General features: G+C 59.5%; 20 protein-coding genes and 1 riboswitch. Of the genes, 10 read left to right on the top strand and 10 right to left on the bottom strand.

The features are described from left to right. Positions 1–99: 99 nt before the first annotated feature. Together HB680_RS29020 and HB680_RS29015 are read right to left on the bottom strand one after the other, a co-directional pair. Positions 100–483: an MAPEG family protein gene (locus tag HB680_RS29020; protein WP_213941746.1), complete on the bottom strand. Its 384-nt coding sequence runs from the start codon at positions 481–483 to the stop codon at positions 100–102. 40 nt (positions 484–523) lie between these two features. Further along, positions 524–1,357 (bottom strand): EamA family transporter, encoded by an 834-nt coding sequence (locus tag HB680_RS29015; RefSeq protein ID WP_213941745.1) that lies wholly within the window; start codon positions 1,355–1,357, stop codon positions 524–526. Positions 1,358–1,643: 286 nt separating this feature from the next. Here HB680_RS29015 and HB680_RS29010 point away from each other — a divergent pair, with 286 nt between their 5' ends. Both HB680_RS29010 and HB680_RS29005 read left to right on the top strand, forming a co-directional pair. After that, complete coding sequence (locus HB680_RS29010) at positions 1,644–2,813, top strand: MFS transporter (RefSeq protein ID WP_213941744.1); 1,170 nt, start codon at positions 1,644–1,646, stop codon at positions 2,811–2,813. Between the two features lie 190 nt (positions 2,814–3,003). Then, positions 3,004–4,269, top strand: coding sequence for a sodium:proton antiporter (locus HB680_RS29005; protein ID WP_123404264.1), 1,266 nt, complete (start codon positions 3,004–3,006; stop codon positions 4,267–4,269). On the opposite strand, the gene HB680_RS29000 is transcribed toward HB680_RS29005, so the two are convergent. Then, positions 4,270–5,154: a formate/nitrite transporter family protein gene (locus HB680_RS29000; RefSeq protein ID WP_213941743.1), complete on the bottom strand. Its 885-nt coding sequence runs from the start codon at positions 5,152–5,154 to the stop codon at positions 4,270–4,272. Between the two features lie 180 nt (positions 5,155–5,334). Next, positions 5,335–5,739: a hotdog domain-containing protein gene (locus HB680_RS28995; RefSeq protein ID WP_123404261.1), complete on the bottom strand. Its 405-nt coding sequence runs from the start codon at positions 5,737–5,739 to the stop codon at positions 5,335–5,337. A gap of 192 nt (positions 5,740–5,931) precedes the next feature. Then, a riboswitch (S-adenosyl-L-homocysteine riboswitch) is annotated at positions 5,932–6,030 on the top strand. 23 nt (positions 6,031–6,053) lie between these two features. Here HB680_RS28995 and ahcY point away from each other — a divergent pair. From ahcY to HB680_RS28975, 4 genes are all read left to right on the top strand, one after another. Beyond that, the gene (ahcY, locus tag HB680_RS28990; RefSeq protein ID WP_213941742.1) at positions 6,054–7,463 is read left to right on the top strand and encodes an adenosylhomocysteinase; all 1,410 of its coding nucleotides are present in this window, start codon (positions 6,054–6,056) and stop codon (positions 7,461–7,463) included. A gap of 184 nt (positions 7,464–7,647) precedes the next feature. Next, positions 7,648–8,493: a methylenetetrahydrofolate reductase [NAD(P)H] gene (metF, locus tag HB680_RS28985; RefSeq protein WP_213941741.1), complete on the top strand. Its 846-nt coding sequence runs from the start codon at positions 7,648–7,650 to the stop codon at positions 8,491–8,493. A gap of 193 nt (positions 8,494–8,686) precedes the next feature. Beyond that, positions 8,687–9,502 carry a transporter substrate-binding domain-containing protein gene (locus tag HB680_RS28980; protein ID WP_213941740.1) on the top strand — a complete coding sequence of 272 codons (816 nt, stop codon included), beginning with the start codon at positions 8,687–8,689 and terminating at the stop codon, positions 9,500–9,502. Between the two features lie 222 nt (positions 9,503–9,724). Further along, positions 9,725–11,605, top strand: a complete 1,881-nt coding sequence (locus HB680_RS28975; RefSeq protein ID WP_213941739.1) for a DEAD/DEAH box helicase — start codon at positions 9,725–9,727, stop codon at positions 11,603–11,605. A 354-nt stretch (positions 11,606–11,959) separates the two neighbouring features. Here the strand turns inward: HB680_RS28975 and HB680_RS28970 are convergent, their stop codons facing one another. Both HB680_RS28970 and HB680_RS28965 read right to left on the bottom strand, forming a co-directional pair. Further along, the gene (locus HB680_RS28970; protein ID WP_213941738.1) at positions 11,960–12,553 is read right to left on the bottom strand and encodes a YceI family protein; all 594 of its coding nucleotides are present in this window, start codon (positions 12,551–12,553) and stop codon (positions 11,960–11,962) included. A 32-nt stretch (positions 12,554–12,585) separates the two neighbouring features. After that, positions 12,586–13,137, bottom strand: coding sequence for a cytochrome b (locus tag HB680_RS28965; RefSeq protein ID WP_213941737.1), 552 nt, complete (start codon positions 13,135–13,137; stop codon positions 12,586–12,588). Between the two features lie 406 nt (positions 13,138–13,543). Here HB680_RS28965 and HB680_RS28960 point away from each other — a divergent pair, with 406 nt between their 5' ends. Next, positions 13,544–14,056, top strand: coding sequence for a hypothetical protein (locus HB680_RS28960; protein ID WP_213941736.1), 513 nt, complete (start codon positions 13,544–13,546; stop codon positions 14,054–14,056). Between the two features lie 367 nt (positions 14,057–14,423). Here HB680_RS28960 and HB680_RS28955 read toward each other — a convergent pair whose 3' ends face one another. After that, a complete protein-coding gene (locus HB680_RS28955; RefSeq protein ID WP_213941735.1) occupies positions 14,424–16,196 on the bottom strand; it encodes a flavin monoamine oxidase family protein in 1,773 nt (590 codons plus the stop codon). Positions 16,197–16,417: 221 nt separating this feature from the next. Between HB680_RS28955 and HB680_RS28950 the strand changes: the two genes are divergently transcribed. Both HB680_RS28950 and HB680_RS28945 read left to right on the top strand, forming a co-directional pair. Continuing rightward, complete coding sequence (locus tag HB680_RS28950; protein WP_213941734.1) at positions 16,418–17,824, top strand: adenosylmethionine--8-amino-7-oxononanoate transaminase; 1,407 nt, start codon at positions 16,418–16,420, stop codon at positions 17,822–17,824. Positions 17,825–17,977: 153 nt separating this feature from the next. Beyond that, positions 17,978–18,697, top strand: a complete 720-nt coding sequence (locus HB680_RS28945; RefSeq protein WP_213941733.1) for a 16S rRNA (uracil(1498)-N(3))-methyltransferase — start codon at positions 17,978–17,980, stop codon at positions 18,695–18,697. A gap of 108 nt (positions 18,698–18,805) precedes the next feature. Here HB680_RS28945 and HB680_RS28940 read toward each other — a convergent pair whose 3' ends face one another. Then, positions 18,806–19,423: a hemolysin III family protein gene (locus HB680_RS28940; protein WP_213941732.1), complete on the bottom strand. Its 618-nt coding sequence runs from the start codon at positions 19,421–19,423 to the stop codon at positions 18,806–18,808. Positions 19,424–19,636: 213 nt separating this feature from the next. Between HB680_RS28940 and HB680_RS28935 the strand changes: the two genes are divergently transcribed. Further along, positions 19,637–20,557: a LysR substrate-binding domain-containing protein gene (locus tag HB680_RS28935; protein WP_213941731.1), complete on the top strand. Its 921-nt coding sequence runs from the start codon at positions 19,637–19,639 to the stop codon at positions 20,555–20,557. A gap of 185 nt (positions 20,558–20,742) precedes the next feature. Here the strand turns inward: HB680_RS28935 and madM are convergent, their stop codons facing one another. After that, the gene (gene madM, locus HB680_RS28930) at positions 20,743–21,507 is read right to left on the bottom strand and encodes a malonate transporter subunit MadM (RefSeq protein ID WP_213941730.1); all 765 of its coding nucleotides are present in this window, start codon (positions 21,505–21,507) and stop codon (positions 20,743–20,745) included. A gap of 1 nt (position 21,508) precedes the next feature. Next, positions 21,509–21,925, bottom strand: a complete 417-nt coding sequence (madL, locus tag HB680_RS28925) for a malonate transporter subunit MadL (protein WP_213941729.1) — start codon at positions 21,923–21,925, stop codon at positions 21,509–21,511. Positions 21,926–21,953 lie beyond the last annotated feature (28 nt).

Below are 21,953 nucleotides of genomic sequence, written 5' to 3'. Positions count from 1 at the left end.
AAAGATCGCAGGCTTCGCCAGCTCCTACACCGATCGTATTTACAACAACGATCTCCGGTAGGAGCTGCCGAAGGCTGCGATCTTTTGCTCTTGCTTCAATCAGACCGACACAAAAAAGAAACTCGCAATCAACCCCATCCCCACAAACCACACCAGCGACCGCAAGATCGCCCAGTCCGCCAGATAGCAAATGATGTACAGCAACCGACTGGTGATAAATAGCACCGCCAGCACGTTGACCGTCACCAGTTGCGCCGTACCCACCAGGTGCGCCGTGAGCACTGCCACCGCGAACGCCGGCATCACTTCGAAGCTGTTCAACTGCGCCGCATGCGCACGCCTGGCGAAACCATTCAACGATTCAAGAAAGTCCCGGGGATCATGGTTGTCTTGCAACCGATACCCGCCACTGGCCTTGGCAATGGCCGTGCAGATATACGGCAGGAAAATCGCGATCAAAACACACCACAGAGCAACCGTCATAAAGCCGTCCCTTCTTCAATTTTAGAAATCCGAGCGCCGGTCAAAACTTCATCACCAACATGCCGACCAGCACCAGCCCACAGGCTAAGAGCCGTGGCCGGCCGAAAGGTTCTTTCAAGTAACGCATGCCGAACAACACCACCAGAATCACACTGATCTCACGCAGCGCCGCCGCTTCGGCAATCGAGCCCAGCTGCATGGCCCACAGCACCAAAGCGTAGCTGAACAACACGCAAAACCCGACCGCCAGCCCCAGTCGCCACTGCTCGCGCCAGAACAGCATGAACGCCGCACGTTTACGCACCAGCGCCAGCAACGGGAACGGCCAGGCACTGATCAGCGTGACCCAGACCAGGTAATCCAGCGGATGAGACCAGCGGCGCAAGGCCTGGCCATCGATGAAGGTGTAGCAACCGATGCACAGGCCGATCAGCACCACCACCGGCAGCATCGACCACGGCAAGCGTGCACCGCCACCGCCCTGCCAGAGCAGGCACAGCATGCCGAACGGGATCAGCAAAATGCCGAAGATCTGCTGGTTGGTCAGCACTTCCCCGGCGAAGATCAGCGTCAACGCCAGCACCACCAAGGGCGACAGTCCCCGCATCAGCGGATAAACCAACCCGAGGTCGCCGACCCGATAGGCCTGGATCAGCAGATAACGATAGAGCAACTCGAACGCCGCCGACGCCAGAATCCATGGCCATATTTCCATGGGTGGCACACTCACGAACGGCAGCATTGGCGCGACAACCAGCATCGCCACGCTGTCCATGCAAGCCACCACCAGCAACCGCTCGGCGCTGAATTTGATCAGGGTATTCCACGCCGCGTGCAACAGCGCCGCCACCAACACCAACGCCGTCGCAAGCACGGCACACTCCTTTTGTAGCCCGCCCCGCCCCCGTAGGAGCAAGGCTTGCCCGCGATGGCGATCTCAATGACGCCATCGCGAGCAAGCTTTGCTCCTACAGGAAGGAGGGGCAGATAATTGATTCGCCATATGTCCGCAGCTGTTTATACTGCAAGCGACCACGCCGCACTCAGTTGCGCACAGACTAATTCCAATAATTTTTGCCCCCGCCCGTCCTCATCGAGAATGGTCGTTGGCCTGCGTATGCCTGATCAGAGCGTCAAGACTACCGACAGAGACCTTGCGCATGCCACTCGCCCTGCTTGCCCTCGCTGTTGCCGCGTTCGGCATCGGCACCACTGAATTCGTCATCATGGGCTTGCTGCCCGATGTCGCCCGCGACCTCGCCGTGAGCATCCCCCACGCTGGCCTGCTGATCACCGGTTACGCCCTGGGCGTGGTGTTCGGCGCGCCGATCCTGGCGATCGGCACCGCCAACATGCCGCGCAAAGCCACACTGCTGGGGATGACGCTGATGTTTATCCTCGGCAACATTCTCTGCGCCTTGGCGCCGAATTACGCGACGCTGATGGCCGCGCGCGTGGTCACCGCGTTGTGCCACGGCGCGTTCTTCGGCATCGGCTCGGTGGTAGCCGCCGGTCTGGTGGCGCCGAACAAACGGGCCCAGGCCATTGCGATGATGTTCACCGGCCTGACCCTGGCCAACGTGCTCGGCGTGCCGTTGGGCACGGCGCTTGGGCAATACGCGGGTTGGCGCTCGACGTTCTGGGCGGTGTCGGTGATTGGCGTGATTGCCGCCATTGCCCAATGGGTCTGGTTGCCGAAAGACATCGCCATGGACAAGGCCAACCTGGCCAGCGAGTTCAAGGTGCTGGGCAAGGTCAACGTGCTGCTGGCTTTGGGCATGAGCGTGCTGGCGTCCACCAGCCTGTTCAGCGTATTCACGTACATCGCGCCGATCCTGCAAGACATCACCGGCGTCAGCCCCCACGGCGTGACCATCATGCTGCTGTTGTTCGGCGTAGGCCTGACGACGGGCAGCATGCTTGGCGGTCGTCTGGCGGACAGTCGCTTGCTGCCTTCGCTGGTGGGCATGGCGCTGGCGGTGGTCGTCGTATTGGCGGCGTTCAGCCAGACCAGCCATTCGGTGATCCCGGCGGCGATTACGTTGGTGCTGTGGGGGATTTTTGCGTTCGCCCTGTGCCCGATCCTGCAACTGCTGATTATCGATCAGGCCCATGAAGCGCCGAACCTCGGCTCGACGTTGAACCAGAGTGCATTCAACCTCGGCAACGCCGCCGGCGCCTGGATTGGCGGGCTGGTGGTTGCCAGTGGCGCGGACCTGGCGGACTTGCCGTGGACCGGTGCGCTGGTCAGTGGCCTGACGGTGCTGACAGCGCTTTTCTATATCTACCTGCAACGTCGTGGTGCGGCTGCGGTCAATGTGTCCGGCTGAATCATTGCGTTGTCCATAAGATTGCTTTCGCGAGCAAGCCCGCTCCCACAGTGGATCTCGAGTGAACACAGATTTTGTGTACGACCTGGACCCCATGTGGGAGCGGGCTTGCTCGCGAAGAAGTTGACGCGGTGTAACTGCCCAACCCTGAACTCCTTTTCTATTTACCTCTCCATCCAAAGGACCCCGGATGCTTGAACTTGTCGCTGCGTTTATCTGCCTCACCTCCCTCCTCACCTACGTGAATTTCCGCTTCATCGGCCTGCCCCCGACCATCGGCGTCATGGTCACCGCGCTGATGTTTTCCCTGCTGTTGCAAGGCCTGAGCTTCATCGGTTATCCCGGCCTGGAAGAACGCGTGCAGCAGTTGATCGGCCAGATCGATTTCGGTGATCTGCTGATGAATTGGATGTTGTCCTTCCTGCTGTTCGCCGGCGCGCTGCACGTCAACCTGAACGACCTGCGCAGTTACCGCTGGCCCATCGGCCTGTTGGCGACGTTCGGTGTGTTGATCGCCACCGCGGTGATTGGCAGCCTCGCCTGGTACATTTTTGCCCTGTTCGGCTGGCACGTGAGCTTCCTCTATTGCCTGCTGTTCGGCGCGCTGATTTCCCCCACCGACCCGATCGCGGTACTCGGCGTGCTGCGGACCGCCAACGCCTCCAAACCACTGAAAACCACGATCGTCGGCGAGTCGCTGTTCAATGACGGCACGGCCGTGGTGGTGTTCACCGTGCTGCTGGGCATCGCGCAGCTGGGTGAAACGCCAACCGTCGGCGCCACGGCGATGCTGTTCGCCCATGAGGCGATTGGCGGCGTGGTGTTCGGTGGGCTGATCGGGTATTTGGTGTACCTGATGATCAAGAGCATCGAGCAGCATCAGATCGAAGTGATGCTGACCCTGGCGCTGGTGATCGGCGGTTCGGCCATGGCCTCGGAGCTGCACGTTTCCGCACCGATCGCGATGGTGGTCGCCGGCCTGATCATCGGCAATCTGGGCCGCAACCTGGCGATGAACGACATGACGCGAAAGTACCTGGACGGTTTCTGGGAACTGCTCGACGACATGCTCAACGCCCTGCTGTTCGCGCTGATCGGCATGGAGCTGTTGCTGCTGCCATTCAACTGGCTGCACGTCTTGGCCGCGAGTTTGCTGGCGCTGGCGATTTTACTGTCGCGCTTGCTGACCGTGGCCCCGGCCATTCTGCTGCTGCGGCGCTGGCGCACCGTCCCGCGCGGGACGATCCGGATTCTGACTTGGGGTGGTTTGCGTGGCGGTGTGTCGGTGGCGCTGGCCCTGGCGTTGCCGCTGGGGCCGGAGCGGGATCTGATCTTGAGCATCACCTACATCGTGGTGTTGTCGTCGATTCTGTTGCAGGGCTTGAGCATCGGCAAACTGGTCAAGCACGTGACCAAGGATGAGCCTGCGCCAACGGCGCAGGCCGAGCATCACTGATCACTTTTTGATCTTTCGCGGGTCGGCCACGTCCGGCTGATCCGCCTTCTTCGGCGCGCCGCTTTCACTGCGCACCTGCGCATGGCTGATCAAGGCAAAGATGAAACTGCCGCCAATGATGTTGCCCGCCAACGTCGGCCCGGCGAACACCAGCCAGAAATCCTTCCACGGCAATTCGCCGGCAAACACCAGATACGACACTTCCGCCGAACCGACGACGATGTGGGTGAAGTCCCCCAGCGCCATCAGGTAAGTGATGAGGATGATGATCCACATCTTGGCGCTCTCCATGGATGGAATCATCCAGACCATGGTGGCGATCATCCAGCCGGAAATAATGCCTTTGGCGAACATCTGGCTCGCGCTGTTTTCCATGATCTTGCGGCCGATGTCGAGGAAGGCCAGGTCGGTCTTGGTGTCGAAAATCGGCAGGTGCAGCATCACGTAGGCCACCAGCAACGTACCGCACAGGTTGCCAAACAACACGACACCCCACAGACGCAGCAGCCGACCGAAATTGTTCAGCGTGGGTTTGGTCATGACCGGCAGCACGGCCGTCAGGGTGTTTTCGGTGAACAGTTGCTGGCGCGCCAGAATGACCGCGAGGAAACCGGCGCAGTAGCCGAAACTGGCGATCACCTTGAAGCCTTCACCGTCCGGCAGTCGTGAATTGAGCAGCCCCATGGCCATTAGCGACAGGCCCATGGTCAGACCCGCCGCGAGGGCCGACCACCAGAGCGCGGCGACACTGCGCTCGAGTTCCTGATCGCCCTGGGTGCGGATGATTTCGTGCAGCACCGCCGCGCGCGGTGGCTGGTTACGGTCGGCTTCGTGTTGTTCTTCAGCCGAGAGGTTCGGGGTCTTGCCGTCTTTTTGAGTGTCCATGGAGCTCCGGAACCGGTGGCGTGTCATGTAAGTACGACACGCGGGGTTCGGAGCTGTTCACTGACCGCCGACGAAACCTGCTCTGTAGGAGCGAGGCTTGCCCGCGAAGGGTCCACCTCGATTTTGGGGGTGATGCAAATGACGCCTTCGCGAGCAAGCTTTGCTCCTACAGGGCTCGCATTACTCGCTGGCGACGTCATCCTTGAACTGATCTTTGACGTACAGGATCTCGGTCCGCCCGTGCGGTGCCGGCAAGCCGTCTTCACCCAGGTTCACAAACACCATCCGCTCTACCGTGAGGATGCTTTTGCGCGTGATCTTGTTGCGCACTTCGCAGGTCAGGGTGATCGAGGTGCGGCCGAACTCGGTGGCGGTAATGCCCAGTTCGATGATGTCGCCCTGGCGCGAGGCGCTGACGAAGTTGATCTCGGAAATGTACTTGGTGACCACGCGCTGGTTGCCCAGCTGGACGATGGCATAGATCGCCGCTTCTTCGTCGATCCAGCGCAACAGGCTGCCGCCGAACAGCGTGCCGTTGGGGTTGAGGTCTTCGGGTTTTACCCATTTGCGGGTGTGGAAATTCATGGGGGGCTCCGGAGTGTTTGAGCGATTGCGGTAGATGTGCCCCCCAGCTTCAAGTTTCAAGCTACAAGCTGCAAGTAAAAACCGATCCGCTTGCAACTTGTCGCTTGCGGCTTGCAACTTGCCGCTCAAAGAAAGCTATAATCGCCACCGTTTCAGAACGGTCATCTTCACCTGATACCGTTTTCCCGCCACCTGTCCGAGGGGCGCTGCAGCAGGTCAAACCTGTCAGGCTCGGATGGGGCGTTGACTGGCCCTGGCCAGACACTAAACGCACAACGGCGCCCATTCGCATACATTACGAATGGAGGCTCATCATGAGCGCTGTTATCACGCCTGCAGATTTTTCCGATTACAAAGTCGCCGACATGTCCCTGGCTGCCTGGGGTCGTCGCGAAACCATCATCGCCGAATCCGAAATGCCAGCCCTGATGGGTCTGCGCCGCAAGTACGCCGGTGAGCAGCCGCTCAAAGGCGCCAAGATTCTCGGCTGCATCCACATGACCATCCAGACAGCCGTGCTGATCGAAACCCTGGTTGCCCTGGGTGCCGAAGTTCGCTGGTCGTCCTGCAACATTTTCTCGACTCAAGACCAGGCCGCTGCTGCTATCGCCGCTGCCGGCATCGCGGTTTATGCCTGGAAAGGCGAAACCGAAGAAGAGTACGAGTGGTGCCTGGAGCAAACCATCCTGAAAGATGGCGCGCCTTGGGATGCCAACATGATCCTCGACGACGGCGGCGACCTGACCGAGCTGCTGCACAAGAAATACCCGGCGATCCTGGACCGCGTCCACGGCGTCACCGAAGAAACCACCACCGGCGTTCACCGCCTGCTGGACATGCTGGCCAAGGGCGAGCTGAAAATCCCGGCCATCAACGTCAACGACTCGGTGACCAAGAGCAAGAACGACAACAAGTACGGCTGCCGTCACAGCCTGAACGACGCGATCAAGCGCGGTACCGACCACCTGTTGTCCGGCAAGCAAGCGCTGGTCATCGGTTACGGTGACGTGGGCAAGGGCTCGGCCCAGTCCCTGCGTCAGGAAGGCATGATCGTTAAAGTCTCCGAAGTCGACCCGATCTGCGCCATGCAGGCCTGCATGGACGGTTTCGAACTGGTTTCGCCGTTCATCGACGGGATCAACACCGGCACCGAAGAAAGCATCGACAAAGCACTGCTGGGCAAGATCGACCTGATCGTGACCACCACCGGCAACGTCAATGTTTGCGACTCGAACATGCTCAAAGCCCTGAAGAAGCGCGCTGTTGTCTGCAACATCGGCCACTTCGACAACGAAATCGACACCGCTTTCATGCGCAAAAACTGGGCATGGGAAGAAGTGAAGCCACAGGTTCACAAGATCCACCGTACCGGTCCTGGCGCATTCGATGCCCAGAACGACGACTACCTGATCCTGCTGGCCGAAGGCCGTCTGGTTAACCTGGGTAACGCCACCGGTCACCCAAGCCGCATCATGGACGGTTCGTTCGCCAACCAGGTTCTGGCGCAGATCTTCCTGTTCGGCCAGAAGTACGCCGACCTGTCGCCAGCCCAGAAAGCCGAGCGCCTGACCGTTGAAGTACTGCCGAAGAAACTCGACGAAGAAGTGGCCCTGGAAATGGTCCGCGGTTTCGGCGGCGTCGTGACTCAACTGACCAAGACCCAGGCCGACTACATCGGCGTGACCGTCGAAGGCCCGTTCAAGCCGCACGCTTACCGCTACTGACAGCAGCTGTAAGTGGCAAGCTTCAAGCGGCAAGTAAGAGCGGTTCGTTTACTTGCACTTGAGGCTTGCTGCTTGCTTCTTCATCGCTATTACGCAGCCGTGAGTTGCGGGCTTCAACTACGAGAGTCGGCGCTACGCTCTCTTGTAGCTTGCAGCTTGCAACTTGCAGCTGGAGGTCCCCTCCATGTCCCAAGACCGTCGCTACAGCTTCGAGTTCTTCCCTACGAAGACCGACGCTGGGCATGAAAAACTGCTCGCCACTGCCCATCAACTGGCGACGTACAACCCCGATTTCTTTTCCTGCACCTATGGCGCTGGCGGTTCGACCCGTGATCGCACGATCAACACCGTGTTGCAGCTGGAAAGCGAAGTCAAAGTCCCTGCCGCACCGCATCTGTCCTGCGTGGGCGACAGCAAGGACGACCTGCGTGGCCTGCTGACGCAATACAAGGCCGCCGGTATCAAACGTATCGTTGCCCTGCGCGGTGACCTGCCTTCGGGCATGGGCATGGCCAGCGGTGAATTGCGCCACGCCAACGACCTGGTTGAATTCATTCGTGAAGAAACCGGCGATCATTTCCACATCGAAGTCGCCGCCTACCCGGAAATGCATCCGCAAGCGCGCAATTTCGAAGACGATCTGAACCACTTCGTGCGCAAGGCCAACGCTGGCGCCGACAGTGCGATCACCCAGTACTTCTTCAACGCCGACAGCTACTTCTACTTCGTCGAGCGTGTACGGGCGATGGGCGTGAACATCCCGATCGTGCCGGGGATCATGCCGATCACCAACTACAGCAAACTTGCGCGCTTCTCCGATGCCTGCGGTGCGGAAATCCCGCGCTGGATCCGCAAGCAACTGGAAGCCTACGGCGACGACACCCAAAGCATTCAAGGCTTTGGTGAGCAAGTCATCACTGAGATGTGCGAACGTCTGCTGCAAGGTGGCGCTCCAGGGCTGCACTTCTACACGCTGAACCAGGCTGAACCGAGCCTGGCGGTGTGGAATAACCTGAAGTTGCCGCGATAAAAATCGTACAAGCAAGATCAAAAGATCGCAGCCTACGGCAGCTCCTACAGGGATTACACAAACCCGATGTAGGAGCCGCCGAAGGTTGCGATTTTTTGCTTTCAACGCCCTTTTATTGTGCAGCAACATACTGAGTTAGAGCTTCTGCGGCCAGTTTCTGGCTCTTTACGGTTTCTCGTCGTAATCTCAAGCCATGCCTTTGATCACGCAGTTACTGACCGTGCTTCTTTTCACTTGCCTGAGCTTTGCCGCTCGGGGCGAGAAATTGCGCATTGTCACGGAGCCGTGGGCACCCTATGTGTACGAGGAAAACGGCAAATCCTTAGGGCTTGACTACGAAACCACCGCCATCGTCTTCAAACGCTTGGGGATCGAAGTCGAATGGCAATTCCTGCCCTGGAAACGCTGCCTGTCAATGCTCGACACCGGCCAGGCCGACGGTGCGCTGGACATTTTCCACAGCGATGAACGCGACGCCACCCTGCTCTACCCCAGCGAACCGCTCTCGGAAGTCGAGTTCGTGATGTTCTACGCCAACGAACGGCCCCATCCGTTCAGCACCCTCAATGACCTGAAAGGTCTGACCATCGGCACCTCGCCGGGTTATCTCTACAGCGAGGACTTCAGCGGCTCGACGCTGTTTACCCGCGAACCGGCGCCGACTCATGAAGCCAACTTCGGCAAACTGCTGCGCGGGCGGATCGATCTGTTGATCACCGACCGCCGGGTCGGCCAGCATTTGCTCGATGAGCTGAAGATCCGCGACCAGATCACCGAAAACCCGACGATCATCAGCCACCAGAGTCAATTTCTGGCGGTTCGGCGCAACGCCGGCATGGATTTGCTGGTGCAGCGCTTCGGTGCCGAGCTCAAGCGTTTCAAGCGTGAGCCCGCCTACGCGGAGCTGAGCGCCCGCTATGGCGCGAGTCCGGCCCCGGTCGTGCAGGCGACAAGCGCTTCTGCCACGGGCGGAAAAACCGTTGAGCAGCAGGAAAGCGGCGCGCAGTGATTGCTCTGTTATACTCCGGCCTTCCCGCCAGGCTCACGCCCGGACGCTCGGAATCGTTCAAGGCATCTCGACCCCGCTACAGCGCAGCTTTTCAGCCCGCGCGAGCGCTCCAGACGAGCCTTCGAAACCCAGCAGGACCGGACGGGATTGCGTCCTCTTAAACGCCATTCGCGCCAGGCAAGACTCCCATTGGGCCAAGCCCTAACTAAAACAGGATTACTCATGTCCTTTGCTTCCCTCGGTCTCTCCGAGGCTTTAGTCCGCGCCATCGAGGCAGCGGGCTATACCGAGCCTACTCCGGTGCAACAGCGGGCCATTCCCGCCGTGTTGCAAGGTCGCGACCTGATGGTCGCGGCACAGACAGGTACTGGTAAAACCGGCGGCTTCGCCCTTCCGATTCTGGAGCGGTTGTTCCCCAACGGTCACCCGGACAAATCCCAGCGTCACGGCCCGCGCCAACCGCGCGTACTGGTCCTGACCCCAACTCGCGAACTCGCGGCTCAAGTACACGAGAGCTTCAAGGTCTATGCCCGTGACCTGAAGTTCGTCAGTGCCTGCATCTTCGGCGGCGTCGGCATGAACCCACAGGTTCAGGCCATGTCCCGCGGTGTTGACGTGCTGGTGGCCTGCCCTGGCCGCCTGCTCGACCTCGCCGGCCAAGGCAGCGTCGATTTGTCCCACGTGGAAATCCTCGTGCTGGACGAAGCCGACCGCATGCTCGACATGGGCTTTGTCCATGACGTGAAAAAGGTCCTGGCCCGTTTGCCGAGCAAACGTCAGAACCTGTTGTTCTCGGCGACGTTCTCCAAAGACATCACCGACCTCGCCGGCAAGCTGTTGCACAACCCGGAACGCATCGAAGTCACGCCGCCAAACACCACGGTCGAGCGTATCGAACAGCGTGTGTTCCGCCTGGCCGCGAGCCACAAGCGTTCGCTGCTGGCGCACCTGATTACCGCTGGCGCCTGGGAACAGGTCCTGGTTTTCACCCGCACCAAGCACGGCGCCAACCGCCTGGCCGAGTACCTGGATAAACACGGCCTGAGCGCCGTCGCCATCCACGGTAACAAGAGCCAGAACGCTCGCACCAAAGCCCTGGCCGACTTCAAGGCCGGCGAAGTGCGCATCCTGGTCGCTACCGACATCGCCGCTCGCGGCCTCGACATCGACCAGTTGCCACACGTGGTCAACTTCGAACTGCCGAACGTCGATGAAGACTACGTGCACCGCATCGGCCGTACGGGCCGTGCCGGTCGTTCGGGCGAGGCGATCTCGCTGGTGGCCCCGGACGAAGAAAAACTGCTGAAAAGCATCGAGCGCATGACCAAGCAGAAGATTGCCGACGGCAACCTGATGGGCTTCGACTCCAGCGCTGTAGAAGCCGAGAAACCAGAAGTCCGCGAGCGTCCGGATGTGCGTAACCCGCGCAACCCACGTGGCCCGCGCGGCGACGGTCCGAACGGCACTGGCGGTGGCGGCGGTCGTAAAGACAAAGGCAAGGACAAGGGCGGCAAGGAAAAAGCCCCTGCGGCCACTGGCCGTGGCGATCGCCCTGCCCGTGAACACAAACCACGCGAAGGCACCCCGGCTCGCGAACAACAGCGTCCGGCACCACGCGCGGCCGCCGCTGATCGTGCTCCGGACGAGTTCCTGGACGACGACGTGGATAACTTCGGTAACCGCGTTGACTACGTGCCGCAGGCCAAACCGGCCCAGGGTCGCGGCCGTCGTCCGGGTGCTCCGGCACAAGGCGCGGCAGCTGGCGCAGGTGCCCCGCGCACCGGCGGCAAGCCTCAGGGTCGCCAAAGTGGCCCGCGCAGCAGCGACGGCGCCACCACCGGCACTCCGCCGGCCAAGCGCAGCGGCCCACGCAACGGTGCTCCACGTGACGGTCAGGCCCGTCGCGAGGAGTCCCGCAACCGCCGCCCGGCCCGTGACGAGCAGCCTCGTTCCGAACCGGCCGTGCAAAACCCGCGTGGCCCGGCACCGAAGATCATCCATAAAGAGTCGAAGACCGATCGGTTCCCGACTCCTGAGCAACTGGATCAACTGCCAGGTCGTCCGCGCGGCGAGAAACCAGCGTTGCTGACCCGCAATCGCTGATTTAACGCTGCACTAAAAAATGCCCCGGCTCTCACGATCCGGGGCATTTTTGTTTTCGGGGACGAACACAAATCCTCAACTCACCAACAACCCCCTGTGGGAGCGAGCTTGCTCGCGATAGCGGTAGACCAGTCAGCAGAGATGTTGAATGTGAGGGCCTCATCGCGAGCAAGCTCGCTCCACAGGGGATTGGCGGTGGGGTGTAAATTTTGGCTGGCAATAAAAAACGCCCCCGGTCGCGAGATCGAGGGCGTTTTTGTGTGCGCTGAAAAATGCTTTTGTAGGAGCTGGCGAAGCCTGCGATCTTTTGATCTTTAAAAATCGCAGCCTTCGGCAGCTCCTACGGTCTCAGCATTACTTCGCTTTGACACCTTCAAACGTCACATACAACTCGACTGCATCGGACGATGGGCCCAGGTCTTTCTGCTTGCCGAAGTCGGAACGCTTCAGGCTGGTAGTACCTTCGAAGCCGGCACGGTAGCCGCCCCATGGATCCTTGCCTTCACCCAGGAAAGTCGCCTTGACCACGACTGGCTTGGTCACGCCAGCAATCGTCAGGTCGCCGGTCACGTCAGCAGTGTCTTTGCCCGCGGCGTTTTTGCCGGTGGATTTGACGCTGGTGGAGACGAAGGTGGCTTGAGCGAACTTGCTCGCGTTCAGGAAATCAGCGCTGGAGATGTGCTTATCGCGCTCAGCGTTGTTGGTGAACACACTGGAAGTGTTCACATTGAACTCGATCTTGCTGTCTTCTGGCTTGGCAGCATCGAAGCTGAACTTGCCGTCGATATCCTTGAAAGTACCGGTGATGAAGCTGTAGCCCAGGTGGCTGATCTTGAAGTCGACGAAGGCGTGCTGACCTTCTTTGTCAACTGTGTAGTCAGCAGCCATCGCGTTAACCGACAGCAGAGCAGAACCGATTGCCAGAGCGGCGAGAGTCTTTTTCAACATGCTTTCTATTCCTTTGGAGTCGAGGTTGAATTTCAAGCTTTGCGGCCGAACATTCGCGTCAGCGTCGCATCACGGTCGATAAAGTGGTGCTTCAATGCTGCCAGCGCATGGAGACCGGAAAAAATTACCAGCATCCACGCCAGATACAGATGAATCACCCCGGCGGTATCTGCCTGATCCGGTAGTCCGGAAACCAGCGCAGGAATCTCAAACAGGCCAAACACCGGAATCCCGACACCGTCTGCGGTGGAAATCAGGTAACCGGCAAGCATCACAGCGAACAGACTGATATACAGGAACGTGTGGCCGAACTTGGCGCCAAGGCGCGTCATGCGGCTATAGCTCTGCAACGCTGGCGGCGGCGGGCTGATGAAACGCCACAACACCCGCAGCAGCATGATGGCAAACAGCGTCAGACCAATGCTTTTGTGCAGGTCCGGCGCGTCTTTGCGCCAAGTGCTGTAGTAATCCAGACCGACCATCCACAGGCCCAACGCGAACAGCCCGAAGACCGCCAGCGCCACGCCCCAGTGCAGGAAAACGCTGACCCAACCGTAGCGAGAAGAAGAGTTACGTAGCTGCATTGCCCATATCCCGTGAGAACTGCGACCAAGACTATCGAGTTATCTATCGATTTAAAGCGGAAAATTTCGCTTTGAAATATCGAGAAATACGATCAAGAGTCTGAGATAGGTGAGTTAAGGAAAGATTAAAGGCCAATTTCTCGAAAAATGTGGCTCATGTGAAGAACACCCCGGCCACGGGATTTATTCGCAGCTGACCGCAATTTTCCGGCTGGGGCCCTTGGACGGCCCCTTGCTGCCCAGGTCGGCCACACCGATTCAGCGCACCGGGTGGTCGTCACGCCCGCTCTTGTTTCACCTGAATGGCAATGGATGTTTTTTACAAAAGCTATAAATATGTATGACCATTTATGTATCTGAACTTGATCAAATGAAACCTCAACCATTCATTATCAAGGTGAAATACATGGCTATTCGTTATACCCCATTTCAAGCAAGTGGCTCGCCGGTACTGCCGCCCAATCAAACGATGTCGCCGGGGCAGTACCTTATGTCCGAGAACGGAAGATTTCGATTGGTATTGCAGGCTGATGGCAACTTGGTCATCAAGGAGGGTGAAACTGCTGTCTGGGTGGCAGACGGCAATCAGCCTTATAGCAGAACCTTGCCTCAGAAAAGAATGCGTGAGCCTCTGCAGTTTGTGATCAGCAACAATGGTTTTCTTTATGATCCGTCCAGAAGGCGTTTATGGATTGCCGACAGCACCCATAGTATTGACAAGTCTCTTTGGTACAACACATGCCTGGTGATTCAAAATGATGGAAACCTGATCATCTACGATCAGCGCACAGGCGGCCTGTGCTGGGCTCGCTTTGGATTCGTCCCGGGTCGTATTCCAAAGCCAAATCAAAACTGGATCAGAGAGTTACCGGAAGGTAGACAGATTCACGAGTGGAAGTTTTCATTAGGCAATCTCTAATCATGATTGATTATTTACATACTCAAGAACTTTTGAAGAGCGGCGGTGGATCAAGGCAATCAGGGGCATAGGGATTTATCTGGCATTTGTGCGCCAATTCAGAGTTGACGCCTCGAGGAAATAGACGACCATCTACACAACCAAAAAGTGTGATCAACATTATTACCAGCGCTAGTACTTTCATAAGCCCTCCAATTTCTTGAAGAGCATAAAGATTGAACTCAAGCGCTATCTATCATTTCTTTCCGATTCATCTGTGGGAAGTCTCTGATGTGTCGCTGAAGCGTGTAGGACCGGCATATTCCTACCTGATAAATGAGCAAAAAAAAGCGCGACCCCAGGGCCGCGCTTTTTTTAACTCAAAGCCTTACTGCGCTTTGGTATCCGTCGCTGCCGGGGTCGTTGCAGCTGGCTTGGCCGCTGGTTTCTTCGCCGGTTCAGCTTTCTTCGCTGCAGGTTTGGCCGGTGCCTTTTTGGCATCGGTTTTAGCCGCAGGCTTCTTCGCCGCAGGCTTGGCCGCTTTTTTCGCTGGCTCAGCTTTAACCGGTGCCGCAGGCTTCGGTGCTTCCACCGGCGCTGGGGCCGGGGTTGGCACTGGAGCAGGCGCCGGTGCTGGCGGAGCTACAGGTTCTGGCGCCTTGACCGGTTCCGGTTTCTTGTCGTCATCCGAACCACCAAACAGGTTGGAGAAGAAGTTACCTTTCTTCGCCGCCACCGCGCCGGCCGCTGCTGCGGTGGCTGCCGGAACAACTTTCACAGGTTCAAACGACTTGCCCGCCGCCAGGTCTTCAACCTGACTGGCCGCACGCTGACCGGTGCGCAATGCGCCTTCCAGGGTGCCCGGGTACAAGGTGTCGGTGTGTTCGCCAGCAAAGGCTACACGTTGCAGCGGACGTTCCCACAGGCGCCAGTACTTGCTGATCTGGCCCGGACCGAAGGCCAGGTAAGCGCCGCCCATCGACGGGTCGGTGCTGTAGCGGCGGATTTCATAACCGGTGAACGAACCGCGGGCCTGTGGATAAAACGCGTGCAGACGGATCAGCACCTGATCGACCATCTGCTTGTCGCCGAAGGCCTGCATCACCCGGGCGTTGTCGCCGGACAGGTTGATCACCACGTTGGCGCCGCCCTTCAGCGCCGGCTCTACCCACAACATGCCGAGTCCGGCGTTGCTGTAGATCTCGCCGGACATCCGCGCCTTGCTTTCCCACACTGGCGTCTTGAACTTCAACATGATCTGGTCGCGCCAGCCGTAGTTGGTGCCCTTGATCGCTCCCATGTGCTGGGCATCCAGCGACGGGGTCATGATGATCTTGCTCAGCGCACGCAATGGCACGGCGACCACCACGTAATCAGCCTGGTAGCCCACGCTGCCGACTTTGACGGTCACGCCGTCCTTGTCCTGGGTGATGGCCGACACCGGTGAACTGGTCTTGATGGTTTTCAGCTGTTTGACAAAGGCCTGGGCCAGCACCGGGCTGCCACCGATCAGGCGCGAAGCGCGCAGGTCACGGTCGGAAACGCCTTGGTACACCCGGCTCTGTTGTGCGAAATACAGCAGCGACAGACGCGAAGGTTCGTCGTAACGAGTACGAATCTGCTGATTCACCAACTGACGGGCCGTGGCCGGCAGGGTCAAGCGATCGAGCCAGTTGGCCACGTTGATCTGGTCCAGCGCGAACAGCGTGCTGTTGGCGGCCGGGTTCTGCGGGTCGGTGATCGAGCGCGCCAAGTCATCCAGGGTCTTTTCGTAGCGCTTGAGCGCTTCGGCGGTGGCCGGTTGCTTGGTCGCCAGGTCGGCGGCGGTAAAGTATTCGCCATCGATCAAGTAGCCCGGCGTACGCACGAACTCAGGCGCTGGCGTGGTGCCGAGCTTGAAGGTGGACACGTATTTGTTCAGTACCGGCTGGGTCTTGTCGTTGCCGATCCACTCGCTGGTGGCCATGCCGGAGCGACCGCCCAGGCTTGGCTTGGCTTCCAGCAGCGTCACCTGCCAGCCTTTGTTTTGCAGCTCGTAGGCCGCGGTCAGGCCCGAAAGCCCGCCGCCGATCACGATCGCCGTTTTATCCTTGGCCAGCGCCGAAACGCTGAACAGCCCCAACATCACCAGCGCACAGGCGCGCAGCCAACCAGCAGACATTCAGCGAACTCCGGAAATACACGAGAAAAAGCAGTTGTGCGAGCCAGACGGCTCAAAGAACCGCGAAGAATACGTCAGCCATCAAAACGCCGCCAGCGACGTCTATCGCCCCTTACAAAGTAGCTCAATCGACACAATGGGTTGTCCCCGCGCGATGCATTGCATAGGCTTGCGCGATTGTTTGCCCGCGCCCGCCGCGGACCGCCTCGAGGAGACTGTAAATGGGCCTGAATAATCAGTGGATGCAACGGGACCTGGCCGTGTTGTGGCACCCCTGCACCCAGATGAAAGACCACGAACAGCTGCCGCTGATCCCGATCAAGCGCGGTGAAGGCATCTGGCTGGAAGACTTCGAAGGCAAGCGCTACCTCGACGCCGTCAGCTCCTGGTGGGTCAACGTGTTTGGCCACGCCAACCCGCGCATTAACCAGCGCATCAAGGATCAGGTCGATCAACTGGAACACGTGATCCTCGCCGGTTTCAGCCATCAGCCGGTGATCGAGCTGTCCGAACGCCTGGTGAAGATGACCCCGGAAGGCCTGACCCGGTGCTTCTACGCCGATAACGGCTCGTCCTGCATCGAAGTCGCGCTGAAAATGAGCTTTCACTACTGGCTCAACCGCGGCCAGCCGAACAAGAAGCGCTTTGTCACCCTGACCAACGGCTATCACGGCGAAACCATGGCGGCGATGGCAGTCGGCGACGTGCCGTTGTTCACCGAAACCTACAAAGCCCTGCTGATGGACACCATCAAGGTGCCGAGCCCGGATTGCTACCTGCGCCCCGACGGCATGAGTTGGGAAGAACACTCGCGCAACATGTTCGCCGCCATGGAACAGACCCTGGCCGAGAACCACGACACTGTCGCTGCGGTGATTCTGGAGCCGTTGATCCAGGGCGCCGGCGGCATGCGCATGTACCACCCGGTGTACCTCAAGTTGCTGCGCGACGCCTGCGACCGTTATGGCGTGCACTTGATCCACGACGAAATCGCCGTCGGCTTCGGCCGCACCGGCACCATGTTCGCCTGTGAACAAGCCGGCATCCGCCCGGACTTCCTGTGCCTGTCCAAGGCCCTGACCGGCGGTTACCTGCCGCTGGCGGCGGTGCTGACCACCGATGACGTCTACAGCGCCTTCTACGACGACTACCCGACCCTGCGCGCCTTCCTGCATTCCCACAGCTACACCGGCAACCCGCTGGCGTGCGCGGCGGCACTGGCGACACTGGATATCTTCGAAGAAGACAACGTCATCGAGAACAACAAAGCCCTGGCCCAGCGCATGGCCACGTCCACCGCGCACCTGGTCGATCACCCGAACGTCGCGGAAGTGCGCCAGACCGGCATGGTCCTGGCCATCGAGATGGTCAAGGACAAAGCGACCAAGGAAGCTTATCCATGGCAGGAGCGGCGTGGCTTGAAAGTGTTCAAGCACGCACTTGAGCGCGGTGCTTTACTTCGTCCGTTGGGCAGCGTGGTGTACTTCCTGCCGCCGTATGTGATTACCCCGGAGCAGATTGATTTCCTGGCTGAAGTGGCCAGTGAAGGGATCGACATTGCGACCCGCAATAGCGTCAGCGTGTCGGTGCCTGAGGACTTTCACCCGGGGTTTCGTGATCCGGGCTGATTGAACCTGCTTGATTGCTGTGGTGACTGGGCCGCCGCCTTCGCGAGCAAGCCCGCTCCCACATTTGGAATGCATTCCCCTGTGGGAGCGGGCTTGCTCGCGAATGAAGTCGACACAAATCCAGATGATTCACACCCTTTCCAGAGACCCAAGATGAGACTGTCCCGCTTCTTTATCGACGCCCCCCTGAGCACCGGCGAACACGAGTTGCCCGAGGCCCAGGCCCATTACATCAGCCGCGTGCTGCGCATGGCCGAGGGTGATGCGGTGCAACTGTTCGACGGCTCGGGCCACGAGTTTCGCGGCTCGCTGGTGGAAGTCGGGAAAAAACGCGTGGTGGTGCAGCTCGATGAAAGCTTTATCGGGCAGGTCGAATCGCCGTTGCAGATCCACCTCGGCCAGGGCTTGTCCCGTGGCGAGCGGATGGATTGGGCGATTCAGAAAGCCACCGAACTGGGCGTCACGGAAATCACCCCGATCTTCACCGACCGCTGCGAAGTCCGCTTGAAGGATGAACGCGCCGACAAACGCCTGATGCACTGGCGCCAGGTGGCAATCAGCGCCTGCGAGCAATGCGGGCGTTCACGGGTGCCGGTGATTCATCCACCGCTGCTGTTGGCGGATTGGTTGAAGCAGACCGAGGCGGAGTTGAAGTTGGTGCTGCATCCGGTGGCGGAGCCGTTGGTGAGTCATGCCAAGCCTGGCACGCTGGCGTTCCTGATCGGGCCGGAGGGCGGGTTGTCGGATGTTGAGGTGGATCAGGCCAAGGGCGCGGGTTTCCACGCGGCTCGGCTTGGGCCTCGGGTGTTGCGCACCGAGACGGCGCCGGTGGTGGCTTTAGCGGTGGCTCAGCAGCTTTGGGGTGACTTCTAAATCTTGAAAGATCGCAGCCTCGTTTCACTCGACAGCTCCTACAGTTGTAATACCAACCCTGTAGGAGCTGTCGAGTGAAACGAGGCTGCGATCTTTTGATCTACCGCGTCACAAGACGTAAAGCAAAATCGCGACGAAGTGCAGCAAACTCCCCGCAATCACGAACAAATGCCAGATCCCATGGGCATGCCGCAGGCGATGATCCAGGGCAAAAAAGATGATCCCCACGGTGTACAACACTCCGCCCGACGCCAACCAGGCAAAACCTGTGGAGCCCAGCGCCGCCAGCAGCGGCTTGACCGCCACCAGCACGATCCAGCCCATCACCGCGTAAATCACGATCGACAAAATCCGCGCTTCCGAACGCGGTTTGATCTCTTGCAGGATGCCGATCAGCGCCAGCCCCCAGACAATCCCGAACAACGTCCAGCCCCACGGCCCACGCAGGGTCACCAGGCAGAACGGCGTGTAGCTGCCGGCGATCAGCAGGTAGATCGAAAAGTGATCAACTTTCTGCATGATCTCTTTCTTGCGCCCGCGCACGCTGTGGTACACGGTCGAGGCGCTGTAGAGCACCATCAAGGTAAATCCGTAGATCGCCACGCTGACAATCTTCCACGGGCTGCCGTCCAGGCTGGCGATCACCAGCATCCACACCACCCCGACCGTCGCCGCCACCGCCCCGACCAAATGCGTCCAGGCGTTCAATCTTTCCCCGTGATACATGAATCGCTTTCCTCAAAATTCGCTACAACATGGCGCAAGGCGTAGGAGCTGTCGAGAGAAACGAGGCTGCGATCTTTTGACATTGATCTGCGGCGCCCTTGAAGACGCCGAAGATCAAAAGATCGCAGCCTCGTTTCACTCGACAGCTCCTACATGCTCCTACAAGAACCCACTTACGTGCACAATCAGGTCATTCCAAAAAGAGTCCGCGCGATGCTGATCGACGAAGAGTTGACCCTGAAAAAACTCGAGGTGTTCCTGGCCTTTATGCGCACCGGCAACCTGGCCCGGGCCGCCGCCGAGTTGCAGACCAGTAACGTCAGCGTGCACCGCGCCATTCACTCCCTGGAAAGTGCCCTGCGCTGCCCGTTGTTCAAACACGAGGGCCGCAACCTGACGCCACTGGAAAGCGCGTATGTGCTGGAAGAACGGGCGCAGAAGTTGATTCAGGACGTGGTCGAAAGCGTGCGCCTGACCCGCGAAGCCGCCGGGTTTTCGGCGGAACGCTTCAAGCTTGGCTCGCTGTATTCATTGACGGTGAAGACCGTGCCGCAGTTGATCATGGGCCTGAAGATTCGTCGCAGCGAACTCAATATCGACCTGATCCTCGGCTCCAACATCGACCTGCTCTACAAGCTCAAGAACATGGAAGTCGACGCGATCCTGGTGTCCCTGGACGATAGCGTCAACGACCCGGACTGCGAGCATATCCAGCTGTTCTCCGACGACATCTTCCTCGCCACCCCGGCGGATTCGAAGTTTGCCCAACGGGCCGAAGTCGACCTCGCGGAAGTGCGCGACGAAACCTTCATCACCCTGACCCAGGGCTTCGCCACGCACCAGGACGGGATTCGGGTGTTCAAGCAGGCGGGGTTCGAGCCGAAAGTGGCGATGCAGGTCAACGACATCTTCACCCTGCTGAGCATGGTCAGTTCGGGGGTGGGTTATGCGTTGCTGCCGGGGCGGATTGCGGCGGTGTATGAAAACCGGGTGAAGCTCATCCCGTTGCAGGAAAAGTATCGGTTGCAGCAGCACATTGGCGTGGTGTTCCTCAAGGCCAAGGAGCGCGATCCGAATCTGCTGGCGTTGTTGGCGGAGTGTCGGATGTATGCGAATCGGAATGTGGTGGGGTGATTGAGAGCCACCCCTCACCCCAGCCCTCTCCCCAGAGGGGAGAGGGAGCTGACCGAGTGGTTCTTTCGAGCTACATCGACCTGAAATATCGAGCCGAACTCAAGAGTTGAGAAGCCTGAAGATCGGCTCCCTTTCCCCCTCTCCCCTATGGGGAGAGGGCTGGGGTGAGGGGTGGCTTTTGCGGCCTACCCCACAATCCCGCGAACAATGAAGTACAACAACGAAGGCCCAAGCAAACAGCCAAGCCCGGTATGGAACGTCGCAGTCAACGCGCCATAAGGCACCAACCGCCGATCCGTCGCCGCCAGCCCCGCCGTCACGCCACTCACGGTTCCGGCCAACCCGCCAAACACCATCGCCGAACGCGGGTTATCCAGGCCCATCCATTTCGCGGCCATCGGCGTGCCGACCATCACCAGAATCGCTTTGATCAACCCGGTAGCAATCGACAACGCCACCACATCCGAACTGGCACCAATCGCCGCCCCGGTCACCGGCCCGACGATGTACGTCACCGCGCCCGCGCCGATGGTGGTCATGCTGATCGCATCGCGATAGCCGAAGGCCCAGGCAATGCTCGCGCCGACAATGAACGGCAACACCGTGCCCAGCAGCAGCGCAATCGCGCCGACCAACCCGGCCTTTTTCGCTTCGGTGGCTTGCACTTCGAACGCGGTCGCCACAATGGCGAAATCCCGCAGCATGGCGCCGCCCATCAAACCGATGCCAGAGAATAACGACAGATCCGCCAGGCCTTTTTGCCCGCCGGTCATGGTGCCGCCGACCCAAGCCAGCACCAGACCGATGACGATGGCAATCGCCGAGCCGTGAATGCGTCCGTAGGTCAGGCGTTTGGACAACACCACCGAGACCCACATGATGACGCCGACGAACGCGAACGCGGTGACCAGACCATTGGCGGTCAGGCCTTTATCAATGAGTTCCCACATATCAGCGACCTCCTACTGGGGTGCCGAGCGGGGTCACTTCCGCCGGTTCATCGGGCAAGGGCTCGCCTTTATGAGTCCGGCTGATCAGGGCAATCGTGCAGCCGCAGATCACCACCGAACCGATGGCCGCCAACACCGCCACCGGGCCACCGTGCAACGCGGTCACGACGTTTTGTTGCGCCGCCATCGCCACCACCACCGGAATGTACATCGCGCCCCAGAAGCCGACGCCCATCTCGCAATCCTTGGTCATGCCACCGCGTTTTTGCATGTACAGCCGCGCGCAGATCAGCAGGATCATCGCGATCCCGACTCCGCCGACGTTGGACTTGACGCCCAATAACACGCCCAGCGCATCCCCCAGAATCACCCCTGCCAGCGTACAGATCGCCAACAGCGCCACACCGTAAATAATCATTGTTGTAGTCCTCAAAGTGCATCGTCGA

The organism is Pseudomonas sp. dw_612 (assembly GCF_018449725.1).
In the GTDB taxonomy this organism is placed as follows: Bacteria; Pseudomonadota; Gammaproteobacteria; order Pseudomonadales; family Pseudomonadaceae; genus Aquipseudomonas.
The sequence above is the reverse complement of the archived record's forward strand: the minus strand, read 5'-3'. Positions and strand labels throughout refer to the sequence as shown.